This window comes from Azospirillum oryzae, assembly GCF_008364795.1.
GTDB classification, from domain to species: Bacteria; Pseudomonadota; Alphaproteobacteria; order Azospirillales; family Azospirillaceae; genus Azospirillum; species Azospirillum oryzae.
In genome coordinates this window covers 170,986-183,915 of sequence record NZ_VTTM01000004.1, presented here as the reverse complement: position 1 = coordinate 183,915, position 12,930 = coordinate 170,986, and the positions used below count along the sequence as shown (strand labels likewise).

Here is a 12,930-nt window from a genome sequence, read left to right as displayed (position 1 = left end):
CCCTCTCCCCCCGGGGAGAGGGAAGGGGCCCAAGCGAAGCTTGGGAAGGGTGAGGGGGACGCGAGGCAAGGATTTTCAAGAAACGTGGAGCGCCGGCACTATCACCGGTGCTCCGCAATGCATCCCCCTCACCCCGACCCTCTCCCCGGGGGGAAGAGGGAATGTGGGGAGTGCCAATAAACCAGGAGGAAGACACCTTGGCCGGACCCTTGTCGCACATCCGGGTGCTGGAACTGTCGCGCGTGCTGGCCGGGCCGTGGTCGGCGCAGACGCTGGCCGATCTCGGCGCCGACGTGATCAAGGTGGAACGGCCGGGCGCCGGCGACGACACCCGTGCCTGGGGTCCGCCCTGGGCTGGCGACCAGTCGGCCTACTTCCTGTCGACCAACCGCGGCAAGCGGTCGATCACCATCGACTTCGAACGGCCGGAAGGGCAGGAGCTTGTCCGCAAGCTCGCCGCCCAGGCCGACGTCGTCATCGAGAATTTCAAGGTCGGCGGGCTGGTCAAATACGGCCTCGACTATGACAGCCTGAAGGCGGTCAACCCGCGGCTGGTCTACTGCTCGATCACCGGCTTCGGCCAGACCGGGCCGTACCGCAATCGCGCCGGCTACGACTTCATGATCCAGGGCATGGGCGGGTTGATGAGCATCACCGGCCAGCCCGATGGCGAGCCGGGCGGCGGCCCGGTCAAGGTCGGCGTCGCGGTGACCGACATCTTCACCGGCCTATACGCCACCATCGGCATCATGGGCGCGCTGGCCCACCGCGACCGCACCGGCGAGGGGCAGCAGGTCGACCTCGCCCTGCTCGACGTCCAGGTGGCGGTGCTGGCCAACCAGGCGATGAACTGTCTCGTCGGCGGCAAGGCGCCGCAGCGGCTCGGCAACGCCCATCCCAACATCGTGCCCTATCAGGCTTTCGCCACCCGCGACGGCTACATCATCCTGGCGGTCGGCAACGACGGCCAGTTCGCCAAGTTCTGCACGGTCGCCGGCCGTCCCGAACTGGCGAAGGACGAGCGTTACGCCACCAACCCGGCCCGCGTCGCCAACCGCAAGGAGCTGGTGGCGCTGCTGGAGGAGCTGATCCGCACCCGCGACAGCCACGACTGGCTGAGCGCGCTGGAGCAGGTCGGCGTGCCCTGCGGCCCGATCAACGACCTGACCGCGGTGTTCGAGGACCCGCAGGTGAGGGCCCGCAACATCCACCAGGATCTGCCGCACCCGACCCAGGGCAGCGTGCCGACGGTGGCGAGCCCGATCCGCTACAGCGGCACTCCGCTGGTCCACGACACCGCCCCGCCGACGCTGGGCCAGCACACCGACACCGTGCTGGCGGAGTCCCTTGGCCTGAGCGGGGCCGATATCGCCGCCCTGCGCGATAAGGGCGTGATCTGACCGCAGGACTGTGGAGCCGGAAAGCGCCGACTTTCCGGCCCCATCATTAGAACTCGGTCACCACCGTCACCCCGGTGCCCTCGAACCTGTCCATAGTCATCAGGGCGTCGATGGACTGTTCCAGCGTGATCGTCCGGCCGATCAGCTTCTCCGGCGCCAGCTTGCCCGACCGCATCATCTCCATCATCGCGTCATAGCGGTGAGCCTGCATGCCGTGGCTGCCGAGGATCTCCAGCTCATTGGCGATGACGCGGCTCATCGGGATGGCGGGGGTGCTGTTCTCGGCCAGCATCAGGCCGACCTGCACATGCTTGCCCCGCTTGCGCAGGTTGCTGATCGAATTGAAGCAGGTCGTGGGATGGCCCAGCGCGTCGAGCGAGACATGGGCACCGCCGCGCGTGATCTCGATGACCGCTTCGGCGACATGCGCGACCTCGGACGCGTTCACTGTGGCGACCGCGCCGAGCGCGCGGGCCAGGGCGAGCTTGTCCTCCGAAATGTCGATGGCGACGACATTGGCGCCCACCGCATTGGCGATCATGATCGCCGACAGGCCGACGCCGCCGCAGCCGTGGACCGCCACCCACTGGCCGGCGGACGTCCTGCCCTGATCGACGACGGCGCGGAAGGAGGTCACGAAGCGGCAGCCGAGGCTGGCGGCGGTGGTGAAGTCCATCGTCTCCGGCAGCCTCACCAGATTGATGTCCGCCTGATGCAGGCCGACATATTGCGCGAAGGACCCCCAATGGGTGAAGCCGGGCTGGAACTGCCGGTCGCAGACCTGATGATTGCCGGAATGGCATTCGGGACAGGCGCCGCAGCCGCCGACGAACGGGACCGTCACCCGGTCGCCGACCTTCCATTTCGTCACGTCCTTGCCGACCGCCTCGACGATGCCGGCCAGCTCATGGCCGGGCACATGCGGCAGCCGGATATCGGTGTCATGGCCGACCCAGCCGTGCCAGTCGCTGCGGCAAACCCCGGTCGCCATCACCTTGACGACGACGCCATGCAGCTCCGGCGTCGGATCCGGCACGGTCATGATTTGGGGCGGTGCGGAAAACGCCTCGTAGACCACCGCTTTCATCGGGATTCTCCTGCTGGATTTTCCCGGCATTCTACGGCGAAGCCGCAGAGATTGCCTTTCAATTGAAGACGGGCGGTCCGGAGATATGAAGGATTCCTTCGAATGTCCCGCGTCGCGATCCGCAATGCTCCCTCGCTCCGGGCGGGGGTTGTGTTCGTCCGCCAATCCAGCAATATCGCTGCCCGCGCAGGTCTCCGGCCTGCTCCTGCGGATCCCACGCTCTCAACCATTCCCGGACCCCTCCATGACCGCGGCCCCCGCGACCGACACCCGCCTTGGCATCCTGATGATGCTGGGCGGCATGACCCTGTTCACGCTGAACGACGCGCTCGGCAAATGGCTGGTGGCCGACCATCCGGTCGCCATGCTGATCGCGGTGCGCAGCCTGTTCGGGTTGGCGGTTCTGGTGCCGATGATCTGGCGCGAGGGGATCGCCGCGGTCTTCGCCGTCGACCGGCTGCCGCTGCACATCCTGCGGGTGCTGCTGATGACGGTGGACGTCGCCTGCTTCTACTGGGCGGTCGGCTATCTGCCCTTGGCCGACGTGATGACCATCTACATGTCGGCGCCGCTGATCGTCACCGCGCTGTCGGTGCTGGTCCTGGGGGAAAGCGTGGGCTGGCGCCGCTGGGTGGCGGTTCTGGTCGGCTTCGTCGGCGTCGTCATCGTGCTGAACCCGACCGGCCGCTTCGACCTGTGGCCGTCGCTGGTGGCGCTGCTGGGCGCCTTCATCTTCTCCAGCGGCGTCATCTCCACCCGCGTCCTGCGCTCCGCCTCCAGCCTGACGCTGGTCGGCAACCAGATGGTCGGCGGCATCCTGATCGGCGGTGTGACGCTGCCCTGGACCTGGGAGGCGCCGGGCTGGCTCGGCTTCTTCCTGCTGGGGCTGCTGGGCGTCACCGCGCTGGCCGGCCACGCCATGATGAACCGCTCGCTGCAGCTCAGCCCGGCCGCGGTGGTGGTGCCGTTCCAGTATGTGTCGATCCTGTGGGCGGTGGTGCTCGACCTCGCCGTCTGGGGCACCGCGCCGACCGCCCGCATGGGGGTGGGGGCGGCGCTGATCATCGGCAGCGGCCTGTTCATCGTCTATCGCGAACAGCGCCTCAAGCGCGGCATCGCGGCCGAAGGGGTGGCGGAGGTGCCGTGAGGCGGCCCCTCATCCCCCGAAGAAGCGCGGCACCAGCCTGACCGTCAGCGGATCCAGCGGGCGCCAGCCATAGTCGCGGATGACGTCGTTGGACTCGACCGGCCGCCGCCCGTCCGCCAGCGACCAGGTGATATGGTAGGTGGAGCCGTCCGGCCGGTCGCTGGTGCCGTCGATGGCGACGACCAGGGCCTGCACCCCTTCGCCGTCGTCGGCGCAGCCGATCACCTCGGCCAGGGCGGCGGTGGGCAGAGGGGCCTGCGGGCCGGCGCCGACCTGCAGGGTCACATGGTCGGCGACCAGCCGTTCATAGCGTGGCGGGACCAGGGCCAGCAGGCGCCCGCGCTCGTCGGCCGGCAGTTCCCACCCGGTATATCCCGATCCCATCACCGCTTCCCCCAAGCCGAAAGGCGCCGGCACACTCACCGCCGATCGCCGTTCATGATCCCGTCCATGATCTTATTCGCTTCCGCCGGCCCGGCAATCAGCTCGATCATGCGGATGGCGGTATAGCCGCTGCGGGCGTTGCCGGCGGGGCCGGCCAGTTCCTTCTGCGCCCGTTCCGTCAGTGAGGCGGTGGTCTTCTGCGTCATCTCCCGCAGCTCGCCGCGCAGCCCCAGCGAATCGGCGATGGTCGCGCATTTGCGCAGTGCCCGCGCGTGGTTCTCCGCCTGGGCCAGCTGGGCCCGTCCCTCGCGGACGTCACCGCCGCCATCCAGCGCGCCGATGGCGGAGACGATGCCGGCGTCGGCATCCTGCAGCACCTGCGTCTTGACCATGGAGTGGACGGAGTTGCGGACCTGCTTCAGCCGGTGGTCGAATTCCTTGTTGCGGCTCTGCTCCATCGCCGCGCGGGTGGCGTCCAGGGTGGCGACGAGGTCGAGCGCCAGATCGGCCACCGCCATGCGGTCGCCGCCCCCTGCAGCCTGCCCGGCCCTTGAACGATCCTCGATCTGGGCGACGACCGTGCTGCTCAGCGACATGAACAGGGCGGCGCGGTCGGCCGATTTCTGCCCCAGATCCATGTCCCACAGCCCGCTGAGCAGCACCGACGGGTTGGTCAGCCGCGACGCGGCCAGCAGAACGAAAATCTTCAGCGCGTCCGGCCGGACGCGGGACAGCCGCCGGCCGATGGTTTGGATCGCCTCGATATGGTCGCCGTGCAGCTTCGGCACCGGCTTGGGCGACAGCGCCGCCTTCAGCTCCGCCACCTCGGGCGCGATGGACAGGATGACGGCGATGTCGGCCAGCGCCCGCGTCCGGTTGGGGTTCATGCGCAGGTCCAGCGGCTCGCTGAAATGCCCGGCCACCGCCCCTTCGGCGATCTTCGCCACCGCGCCCGCGCATTCCGTCCAGAACGCCTCGCACAGCGTCTTGCGCTCCTCCCCCTCCTGCAGGGCGGGGCGGTAGGCGCGCAGCCGGTCCTTGCCGATCTCCGCCTCGACCAGCGGCCACAGGCTGTTCATCAGCGACCGCTCGATCACGCTCAGCGGCACCGGGTCGGCCTTGCCCAGGGCTTCGAACAAATCCTCGAACGGGTCGCAGAACAGGCGCTTCAGGGTCGGGCGGCGGCTCAGCCGCAGCTCGACCAGCCGCGGGCGGATGACGGCGATGGTGCGCTGGATGTCGGGATGGTCGTTCATCTGTTCCAGCAGGCCGACCACCTGGCGGAACTTGGCCTCGTCGATGTCCATCAGCTTGTCGCCCAGCGCGACCAGATCCCTCATCTCCATCGTCAGGCGGCCTTCCCTTTGATCGTCTCGATCCGCATGACCAGATCGACGTCCAACTGGCCGCTGCGCCAGTCGACATAGGCGCGCACCGACCGCTTGTGGCTGGAGATCAGCTTGTCCGCCATCATCGACTGGTCGGCGCGGCCCTCGTCCTTCGGCAGCAGGGGGATGACGCGGAAGATGTCGTGGACGGCCATGTCCTGGCTGTAGCGGTCCTGGGTCAGCGCGTCGTTCCACAGCAGGATCAGGTATTCCCAGCCGTCGAGTAGCCAGGACAGCCGGCTCGACGCCTTGCGGATGAGCGCCCGCTTGGTCTCCCACTGGCGCAGCAGCGTCTCGAACGACGCCATCGCCTGATCGAGCTGACCGATGACGTTGCGGGCATGGTTGACCGTGTGTTCGGCCACCTCGGCGCAGAAGCCGCCGATGGGGGCCGCCTCCGACACGTTGTCGGTCGCCCAGTCGGTCATGCTGTCGCGGAAGCCCTGAAGGTCGCGCATCAGCCGCCGCAGCCGCGCCGGCTTTGGCGAGCTGGCCAGACCGATCGACTCCATCAGCACCGCCAGCTCGGCGATGCGGCCATACAGCTCGGTCGGCTCCAGCGCCAGACGCTGCGCCGCCTTCATCATCAGGTCGCGCGTCAGCTTCTGCCCCTCGGCGGAGGTCAGGCCGACCCGAAGGATCTCCGTCGATTCCAGCCCGACCGCCTTCAACGCCTCGACGATCAGCTGATAGTTGATGAGCAGCCGCTGCTCCTCGTCGTCGCTCAGCGCCGCCTCCGCCGCCGCAACCGCCCCGCCGCCGGCCAGCCCGCAGCGCGCCGCCTCCAGCACCGCCTTGCGGATGTCGTCGGGCGAACAGCCGTCGGCCTTGGCGATCAGCTCGTGCAGCATGCGGTCATGCACCGTCATCGGGAAGGCCAGCGGCAGCGACTTCCACGGCACCACATAGACGCCGCGCCCTTCCGACAGGTTGGGCACCAGCACCTCCAGCTGGTCGCGGCTGTCCTTGCGCACGCGGGTCTGGGCCAGGACCGGCGTGGTGAAGGCCACCGCGGCACCGCGTTCCTCGAAGGTGGAGGGGGCGAAGTTGGTAAGGGAACGCATCGTGTCCGCGGTCGTGGCTGCTGAAAATGGTGGAACCGGATGGTCGAACGATTACGGCGCCGCGATGCTGAATTTTGCGTTAAATCCAATATAAGCGCCAACGGAAATACATCACCTTCGGGCGGCGGCCCGGATCTCTCGCGGTACCCCCTGTCTCCGACCTCCACCGATCCGCTCCCTCATCCGTTGTCAGGATCAGGGATGGTGCGCGGAGGACCGGCGGCATGGCAGCGGGGGCGGGATCGGTGTTCAAATGGATCGGCTACGGGCTGCTCGGCCTCGTCGGTCTCGTCGTCGTCGCGGTCGGCGCGGTGCTGCTGCTGTTCGACTGGAACGATGCCCGCGGCTTTGTCGCCCGCCACGCTTCGTCTGCGCTGAACCGCGAGGTCGCGATCGACGGCGACCTGCGCGTCCATCTCGGCAACCCGATCCGCATCCACCTGGAAGGGCTGCGCGTCGCAAATGCCGACTGGGCGCAGGACAGGACGATGGTGGAGATCAAGGTTCTCGACGCCACGCTGCGCCCCTGGCCGCTGCTGCGCGGCGACTGGGAACTGCCGGAGCTGAAGTTCCAGGGACCGAAGCTGATCCTGGAAAAGAACGGGAAGGGCGAGGCCAACTGGAACTTCGGTCCGCCCAACGCCGAGAAGGAAGTGGCGAAACAGGCCGCGACCCCCGACAACCGCGGCGACATCCCGGTGATCGAGCGGCTGCTGATCGCCGACGGCACCATCCGCTACCGTGACCCCGCCAGCGACATCGACATCGACAACACCATCAACACCGCGACCGGCGGCAACGACGACGACACGGTGGAGCTGAAGGGCAAGGGCAGCTTCGCCGGCAAGCCCTTCACCCTGGCGGCGGCCGGCGGTTCGCTTCTGTACCTGCGCGACGACCCGAAGCCCTATCCGCTGAAGATCGACGCGGCGGTCGGCAAGACCAAGGGCCACATCGAAGGTTCCATCGCCGAACCGGTGAAGATGGAGGGTGTCGATCTGTCGGTCGCGCTCAGCGGCCCCGACATGGCGGAGATCTTCCCCATCGTCGGCATCCCGACGCCGAAGACCCGGCCCTATTCCATCGACGGCCACCTGTCGCGCGAAGGCGACCTCTGGGCCTTCCGGGGCATGACGGGCAAGGTCGGGGAGAGCGACCTGTCCGGCGACCTGTCGGTCAAGACCGGCGGCGAGCGGCCGATGGTGAGGGCCGATCTCACCTCCAAACGGCTGGCGGCGCAGGACCTCGCCGGTCTGGTCGGCGCCTCTCCCCGCGGCAGCGACGATTACCCGACCCGCGGCAAGGACAGGGTGATTCCGGCCACGCCCATCCCGGTGGAAAAGCTGCGCAACACCGACATGGACGTCCGCCTGCGCGGCGCGAGGGTGGAGGCGCCCTTCGCGCCGCTCGACGAGCTCGACATGCGGGTGCGGGTGAACGCCGGCGTCCTTCGCTTCGATCCGCTGTCGCTGGGAATCGGCGGCGGGCGGATCGCCGGAACGGTGGAGGTGGACGGCAGCCGCAAGGTGCCGGCGATGCGCACCAACCTGGACATCCGCGCCATGAAGCTGTCGAACTTCTTCAGCGAGACCGCGCTGGCCGGGCAGATCGGCGGCACGGTGGCCGGGCGAATCCAGCTTGCCGGCACAGGGAAGACGGTGGCCGACCTGCTGGCGACCTCCGACGGCAAGATCGGCCTCGCGGTGGACGGCGGCCGGGTCACCAGCCTCGCGGTCAAGGGGCTGAAGACCAACATCCTGGAGACGCTGGGCGTCGCCATTTCGGGGTCGAAGCCGATGCCCTTCAACTGTCTGGTCGGCAACATGGCGGTGGAGAACGGCATCGCGCACGTCCAGGCGCTGGTGCTCGACACGCCGGAAACGCTGGTCACCGGCAAGGGGCGGATCAACCTGCGCAACGAGGCGCTGGACCTGCGAATCGTCGGCGACGCCAAATCGCCGCAGGTCTTCGCCACCCATGTCCCGGTCCTGGTCGGCGGGACGCTGGGCAACCCCGACATCGGCGTCGATCCCACCGAGTCGGCGGCGCGCGGCGCGGCGGCGGTGGCGCTGGGCGTGCTGCTGACGCCGCTGGCCAGCGTGCTTCCCTTCCTTGACCCAGGCAGTGATGAGCAGCCACAGTGTGGCCGGCTGGTGCGGGATGCCCGCTCTCCCGAGAAGGGAGGACAGGCGTCCGGCAAGTCGGGCAATGGCCGCGGGGAAGGGAAGGCGTCGGGTTCGGCGCGCTGACCGGACGCCCATGCGCATCCATCCTGTCCGATCCGGCCACCGTGAAGGCCAGGAAGGACGCCGTCCCTGCCCATGACCATCGACCAGATGTTATCCTTCGGCATCATCGGCGCGGTGATCGCGCTGCTGATCTGGGACCGGCTGCGCTATGACCTCGTCGGCATGCTGGCGCTGCTGGCGTCGGTCGCGGCGGGCATCGTGCCGGCGAAGGAGGCCTTCCAGGGCTTCTCCGACGACATCGTCATCATCGTCGGCTCGGCCCTGGTGGTCAGCGCCGCCGTCGGCCGGTCGGGCGTGGTGGAGGCGGCGATGCGCCCGCTGACCACGCGCATGACCAGCGTCTGGACCCAGGTGGCGATGCTGGCCGGCGCGGTGACCATGCTGTCCGCCATCGTCAAGAACATCGGCGCGCTGGCCATCTTCATGCCCATCGCGCTGCAGGTGGCGCGTCGCACCGGCACGCCGGTGTCGCTGCTGCTCATGCCGATGGCCTTCGGCTCGCTGCTGGGCGGGCTGATGACGCTGGTCGGCACCTCGCCCAACATCATCGTCTCGCGCGTCCGGGCGGAGATGACGGGCCAGCCCTTCCACATGTTCGATTTCACGCCGGTCGGACTGGTGATCGCGGTGTTCGGCGTCGCCTTCCTGTCGGTCGGCTATCGGCTGCTGCCGAAGGGCAGGGCGGCGGGGGCGGGCCCGGCCTTCAACATCGACGACTACACGGCGGAGGCGCGGCTGCCCGCCGGATCGCAGTTCGTCGGCCGCACCGTGGCGGAGCTGGAGCATTTCGTCGAGGGCGAGGCGACCGTCGCCGCCATCGTCCGCGAAAATTACCGCCGCTATGTCCCGTCAGGCCATTGGGTGCTTTTCGCCGGCGACATTCTGGTGCTGGAGGGCGACACCACGGCGCTGGCCGAACTGGTCAAGCGCGCCGGCCTGCGCATGATGCACGACAAGGACCAGGAGGCGGTCGAGCACGAGGACGACATCGCCGTGGTCGAGGCGGTGGTGGAGCAGCGCTCCGCCATGATCGGCCACAGCATCGAGGAGGTGAACCTGCGCGAGCGATTCGGCGCCAACCTGCTGGCGATCAGCCGGCGCGGCCGTCCGATCCGCCAGCGCCTGCGCCGCGTCCGCCTGCAATCGGGCGATCTGGTGGTGCTGCAATGCCGTCAGGCCGCCGTGGCCGACACGCTGGCCGAGCTGGGCTGCCTGCCGCTGGCCGAGCGCAACCTCGGCATCGGCCGCACGCCGAAGCGGGCGGCGGCGGTGGCGGTGCTGGGCCTGACCGTGATCCTGGTCGCCACCGGGATGGTTCCCGTCGCCATCGGCTTCTTCGGTGCGGCGGTGGCGATGACCGCGCTGAAGGTGGTCAGCCTGCGCGAGGCGTACGAAGCCATCGAATGGCCGATCCTGGTCCTGCTTGGGTCGCTGATTCCGGTCAGCGAGACCTTGCGCACCACCGGCGGGACCGAGCTGATCGCCGGCTTCCTGTCGGAGGCGTCGCAGGGGCTGCCGCCCATCGGCTCGCTCGCCATGATCATGGTGGCGGCGATGGCGGTGACGCCCTTCCTGAACAACGCCGCGACCGTGCTGGTGATGGCGCCGATCGGCGCCAGCCTCGCCACCCATCTGGGGCTCAGGCCCGACGCCTTCCTGATGGCGGTGGCCATCGGGGCGGGCTGCGACTTCCTCACCCCCATCGGGCACCAGTGCAACACGCTGGTGATGGGACCCGGCGGCTATCGTTTCGGCGATTACTGGCGGCTCGGCCTGCCGCTGTCGATCATGGTGGTGGTGATCGGCACCGCCGCCATCGCCCTGTTCTGGCCGCTGGTGCCGCGCTGAAAAAATCACGTCCGTTCACGAAATCGTGTAACGCACGACCGGTTCCGTCTTCCCTCCGTCTGGTGTAGGCTTCTTTGCAGGGCTGAAGCCTGACGGGAGGCGGAGATGTCGGTGTGGCGCCGCTATCTGGTAAAGGACGTGACCGGCCGGCTGGTCGATCTGCCGAGCAGCCTGCTGGATCGTGCCGACGACGGCACGGCCCCGCTGCCGCATTTCGCCGGCCGTTGCGTGGAGATGGTGGCGGCGGTGATCGTCGGCGACCGCAAGACCCACGCCCGCGTCACCGAACTGGCCTTCACAAAGCTGTATTTCGACAAGATGGGCTATGTCGACGCCGCCAAGCGCGAACGGATGATCCGCCTGATGCTGGAAAGCTGCGCCGACCGCCGCTGCCGCCCGCCACGCAAGGACGTCGATCGGGATGCCCGTCAGGATGATTGCGCCCACCTGTCCCGCCGCGCCGTCGCCGCCCGTGACCAGCTGATCCGCGAATTCGGCTGGGAACCCAAGCCCGCCGAACGCGACGCCGCCCTCAGCCGCCTCGACCCCGCCCGCCTGCGTGGCACCCCTTCGCAGCCGGCGCGCACGCTGCATTGAGAAGCGCCCTCTCCCATCCCCAGCTGTGGCCTGCACACGTCTCCAATCCTTCGAACGCCGGTGGACCTCAGTCCTCGATGATGGTGTCGCTGCCGTCCTGCTTCATGCGGGCGAGATTGTCCTTCATCTCCTTCAGCCGCTCGGGCGGATGTCCTTCCCAATCCTCGATCTCTCCGGTGATCCGCAGCGGATCGACCGAACGGTAGGACGCCGTCATGTTGCCTGGGAACTTCTTGTCGGTGAGGTTTGGATCGTCGTCGAAGGGACCGGTCGGCTCGACGATGTAAATACGGCTTCGCCCTTCGCCCCTGGCGAGTTCCGCCCCCCAGGTCGCCGCTTCCAACGTTGCGGTGAAATAGACGTGCTTCAGCCCACGCTCGACGAAATTGCTTCCGAATCCGGGGGCGATCAGGTCGCCAACTTCAAGGTCGGCCTTGGTTCCATGATAGAAGACGGTCCCGGCGGGGACATCCTTGGCATACAAGAGCGCCTCCTCAGACGGCGTCTGCCGCAGCGAAATGGGCCAATTGGTCGTCGTATGCTTTCGCGAACGAGGGCCGGGACGTGGCGCGCGCGACGAAGTCATGGCAATGGGGGTGGTTCGCCAGCCCGCCGAACCGATCCACCGGCCGCAGTACATCCGCCATCAGAATGTCCGCCACGGAGAAGCGGCCGCCCACCAGCCACTCTCGGTCGGCAAGCACCGCTTCCATCCGATCGAGCCGAAGCTTCAGGAAGTCTTCCACGAACTTGGCCTCGGGCGCTTCTCCGGGAAAGCCCATGAAACGGAACAGGGCCCACGGCTGGCTCGGCAGGTCGACCGAGTTGAGCGCGGCGATGACCCATTCCGTCACCTCGGCCCGGCCGCGCCGATCCGCGGGCATGAGCGCTGTGCTCTTCTCGCCGAGATGCAGGAGGATCGCGCCGCTCTCGAAAATGGTCAGGTCTCCGTCGGTCAGCCAAGGCACCTGGCCGAAAGGCTACGCCGCGAAATGCTCGGGGCCGCGCTCGCGAAACGGCGTGCTTTTCACCCGATAGGGCAGTCCAGCCTCTTCGAGAGCCCAACGCACCCGCAGGTCGCGGACAAAACCACGCGGCGGTTCCGGAACCCAGTCGTAGGTCGTCAGGATCAAGTCACTCATGGCCCAACTCCAGGAAAGAGACTTCAAGAAACGGGGCGGCACGGTCGCCTGACGCATCCGAAATGGGGGATGGCCGCAATGGAGGATGGGGGGCCGATTCGGCTGCGCACCCTGGTCGTGGGACCATATAGCCGAAGCGGGTTCAATCCAACCTTGTGCATCCTCCATCATCCCGCACTGTCCGTCAGAAGGGGGAGAGGGAGCAATCCGGTTCCCGCAATGGAGTGGGTCCCCTTTTCGACCCGCCTCTCCCGGCCCATATGCAGGCGAATGGAAAGCATGGAGCCCGGCGAACCGCAGATGAGTCCTCCCGATACCGCCCAGACGCTGTCTTTCGCGCGTGTGCGTCAGCTGGCCCTGATTGGCGCCGGATGCACCATCATCCTGCTCGGCATTCTGCTCGCCCCCTTGCCCGGTCCGGGCGGGCTGCCGGTGATGCTGCTGGGCGGCGTGCTGGTGCTGCGCAACTCAGCCGACGCCCGCCGCCTGTTCGTGCGGTCGAAGCGCCGCTATCCCCGCATGTTCAGCCCGATCGAGCGCATCCGCCAAAAGCTGCGCGCCCGCCGCCTGCGCAAGATGCACGGCGGCTGATCCGCCCGCGCCTGTCGGGCGGGCGGACGGCCG

General features: G+C 68.1%; 13 protein-coding genes. 6 read left to right on the top strand and 7 right to left on the bottom strand.

From position 1 onward, the window contains the following. Positions 1-197 precede the first annotated feature (197 nt). The gene (locus tag FZ938_RS14275; RefSeq protein WP_149199156.1) at positions 198-1,400 is read left to right on the top strand and encodes a CaiB/BaiF CoA transferase family protein; all 1,203 of its coding nucleotides are present in this window, start codon (positions 198-200) and stop codon (positions 1,398-1,400) included. Positions 1,401-1,446: 46 nt separating this feature from the next. Here the strand turns inward: FZ938_RS14275 and FZ938_RS14270 are convergent, their stop codons facing one another. Then, positions 1,447-2,487, bottom strand: a complete 1,041-nt coding sequence (locus tag FZ938_RS14270) for a zinc-dependent alcohol dehydrogenase family protein (protein WP_149199155.1) — start codon at positions 2,485-2,487, stop codon at positions 1,447-1,449. A gap of 244 nt (positions 2,488-2,731) precedes the next feature. Here FZ938_RS14270 and FZ938_RS14265 point away from each other — a divergent pair, with 244 nt between their 5' ends. Beyond that, complete coding sequence (locus FZ938_RS14265; protein WP_149199154.1) at positions 2,732-3,634, top strand: DMT family transporter; 903 nt, start codon at positions 2,732-2,734, stop codon at positions 3,632-3,634. A 9-nt stretch (positions 3,635-3,643) separates the two neighbouring features. Here FZ938_RS14265 and FZ938_RS14260 read toward each other — a convergent pair whose 3' ends face one another. Genes FZ938_RS14260 through FZ938_RS14250 form a run of 3 tightly spaced genes read right to left on the bottom strand, consistent with a single transcriptional unit; the run spans position 3,644 to position 6,470 of the window. Beyond that, positions 3,644-4,018, bottom strand: coding sequence for a hypothetical protein (locus tag FZ938_RS14260; protein ID WP_149199153.1), 375 nt, complete (start codon positions 4,016-4,018; stop codon positions 3,644-3,646). Between the two features lie 35 nt (positions 4,019-4,053). After that, positions 4,054-5,364, bottom strand: coding sequence for a hypothetical protein (locus FZ938_RS14255; protein ID WP_149199152.1), 1,311 nt, complete (start codon positions 5,362-5,364; stop codon positions 4,054-4,056). 2 nt (positions 5,365-5,366) lie between these two features. Next, on the bottom strand, positions 5,367-6,470 hold the full coding sequence (locus FZ938_RS14250; protein ID WP_149199151.1) for a hypothetical protein: 1,104 nt from the start codon (positions 6,468-6,470) through the stop codon (positions 5,367-5,369). 224 nt (positions 6,471-6,694) lie between these two features. On the opposite strand from FZ938_RS14250, the gene FZ938_RS14245 reads away from it, so the two are divergent. The 3 genes from FZ938_RS14245 (at position 6,695) to FZ938_RS14235 (ending at position 11,164) form a co-directional block, all read left to right on the top strand. Next, complete coding sequence (locus tag FZ938_RS14245) at positions 6,695-8,719, top strand: AsmA family protein (protein WP_149199150.1); 2,025 nt, start codon at positions 6,695-6,697, stop codon at positions 8,717-8,719. A gap of 72 nt (positions 8,720-8,791) precedes the next feature. Further along, a complete protein-coding gene (locus FZ938_RS14240; protein ID WP_149199149.1) occupies positions 8,792-10,567 on the top strand; it encodes an SLC13 family permease in 1,776 nt (591 codons plus the stop codon). Positions 10,568-10,672: 105 nt separating this feature from the next. Next, a complete protein-coding gene (locus FZ938_RS14235; RefSeq protein ID WP_149199148.1) occupies positions 10,673-11,164 on the top strand; it encodes a hypothetical protein in 492 nt (163 codons plus the stop codon). Between the two features lie 67 nt (positions 11,165-11,231). Here FZ938_RS14235 and arr read toward each other — a convergent pair whose 3' ends face one another. Genes arr through FZ938_RS30805 form a run of 3 tightly spaced genes read right to left on the bottom strand, consistent with a single transcriptional unit; the run spans position 11,232 to position 12,306 of the window. Next, a complete protein-coding gene (arr, locus tag FZ938_RS14230) occupies positions 11,232-11,648 on the bottom strand; it encodes an NAD(+)--rifampin ADP-ribosyltransferase (protein ID WP_246457221.1) in 417 nt (138 codons plus the stop codon). Positions 11,649-11,658: 10 nt separating this feature from the next. After that, complete coding sequence (locus tag FZ938_RS14225) at positions 11,659-12,132, bottom strand: glutathione S-transferase family protein (protein WP_211101060.1); 474 nt, start codon at positions 12,130-12,132, stop codon at positions 11,659-11,661. Positions 12,133-12,144: 12 nt separating this feature from the next. Further along, complete coding sequence (locus FZ938_RS30805) at positions 12,145-12,306, bottom strand: thioredoxin domain-containing protein (RefSeq protein ID WP_211101059.1); 162 nt, start codon at positions 12,304-12,306, stop codon at positions 12,145-12,147. Between the two features lie 300 nt (positions 12,307-12,606). On the opposite strand from FZ938_RS30805, the gene FZ938_RS14220 reads away from it, so the two are divergent. Beyond that, on the top strand, positions 12,607-12,897 hold the full coding sequence (locus FZ938_RS14220) for a hypothetical protein (protein WP_149199146.1): 291 nt from the start codon (positions 12,607-12,609) through the stop codon (positions 12,895-12,897). Positions 12,898-12,930: the final 33 nt, after the last annotated feature.

Bases quoted from the DNA above. Each gene is read 5' to 3' on its own strand.
- FZ938_RS14270 (WP_149199155.1), bottom strand. From the start codon at position 2,487: ATGAAAGCGGTGGTCTACGAGGCGTTTTCCGCACCGCCCCAAATCATG.
- FZ938_RS14265 (WP_149199154.1), top strand. From the start codon at position 2,732: ATGACCGCGGCCCCCGCGACCGACACCCGCCTTGGCATCCTGATGATG.
- FZ938_RS14260 (WP_149199153.1), bottom strand. From the start codon at position 4,018: ATGGGATCGGGATATACCGGGTGGGAACTGCCGGCCGACGAGCGCGGG.
- FZ938_RS14255 (WP_149199152.1), bottom strand. From the start codon at position 5,364: ATGGAGATGAGGGATCTGGTCGCGCTGGGCGACAAGCTGATGGACATC.
- FZ938_RS14250 (WP_149199151.1), bottom strand. From the start codon at position 6,470: ATGCGTTCCCTTACCAACTTCGCCCCCTCCACCTTCGAGGAACGCGGT.
- FZ938_RS14245 (WP_149199150.1), top strand. From the start codon at position 6,695: ATGGCAGCGGGGGCGGGATCGGTGTTCAAATGGATCGGCTACGGGCTG.
- FZ938_RS14240 (WP_149199149.1), top strand. From the start codon at position 8,792: ATGACCATCGACCAGATGTTATCCTTCGGCATCATCGGCGCGGTGATC.
- FZ938_RS14235 (WP_149199148.1), top strand. From the start codon at position 10,673: ATGTCGGTGTGGCGCCGCTATCTGGTAAAGGACGTGACCGGCCGGCTG.
- FZ938_RS30805 (WP_211101059.1), bottom strand. From the start codon at position 12,306: ATGAGTGACTTGATCCTGACGACCTACGACTGGGTTCCGGAACCGCCG.
- FZ938_RS14220 (WP_149199146.1), top strand. From the start codon at position 12,607: ATGAGTCCTCCCGATACCGCCCAGACGCTGTCTTTCGCGCGTGTGCGT.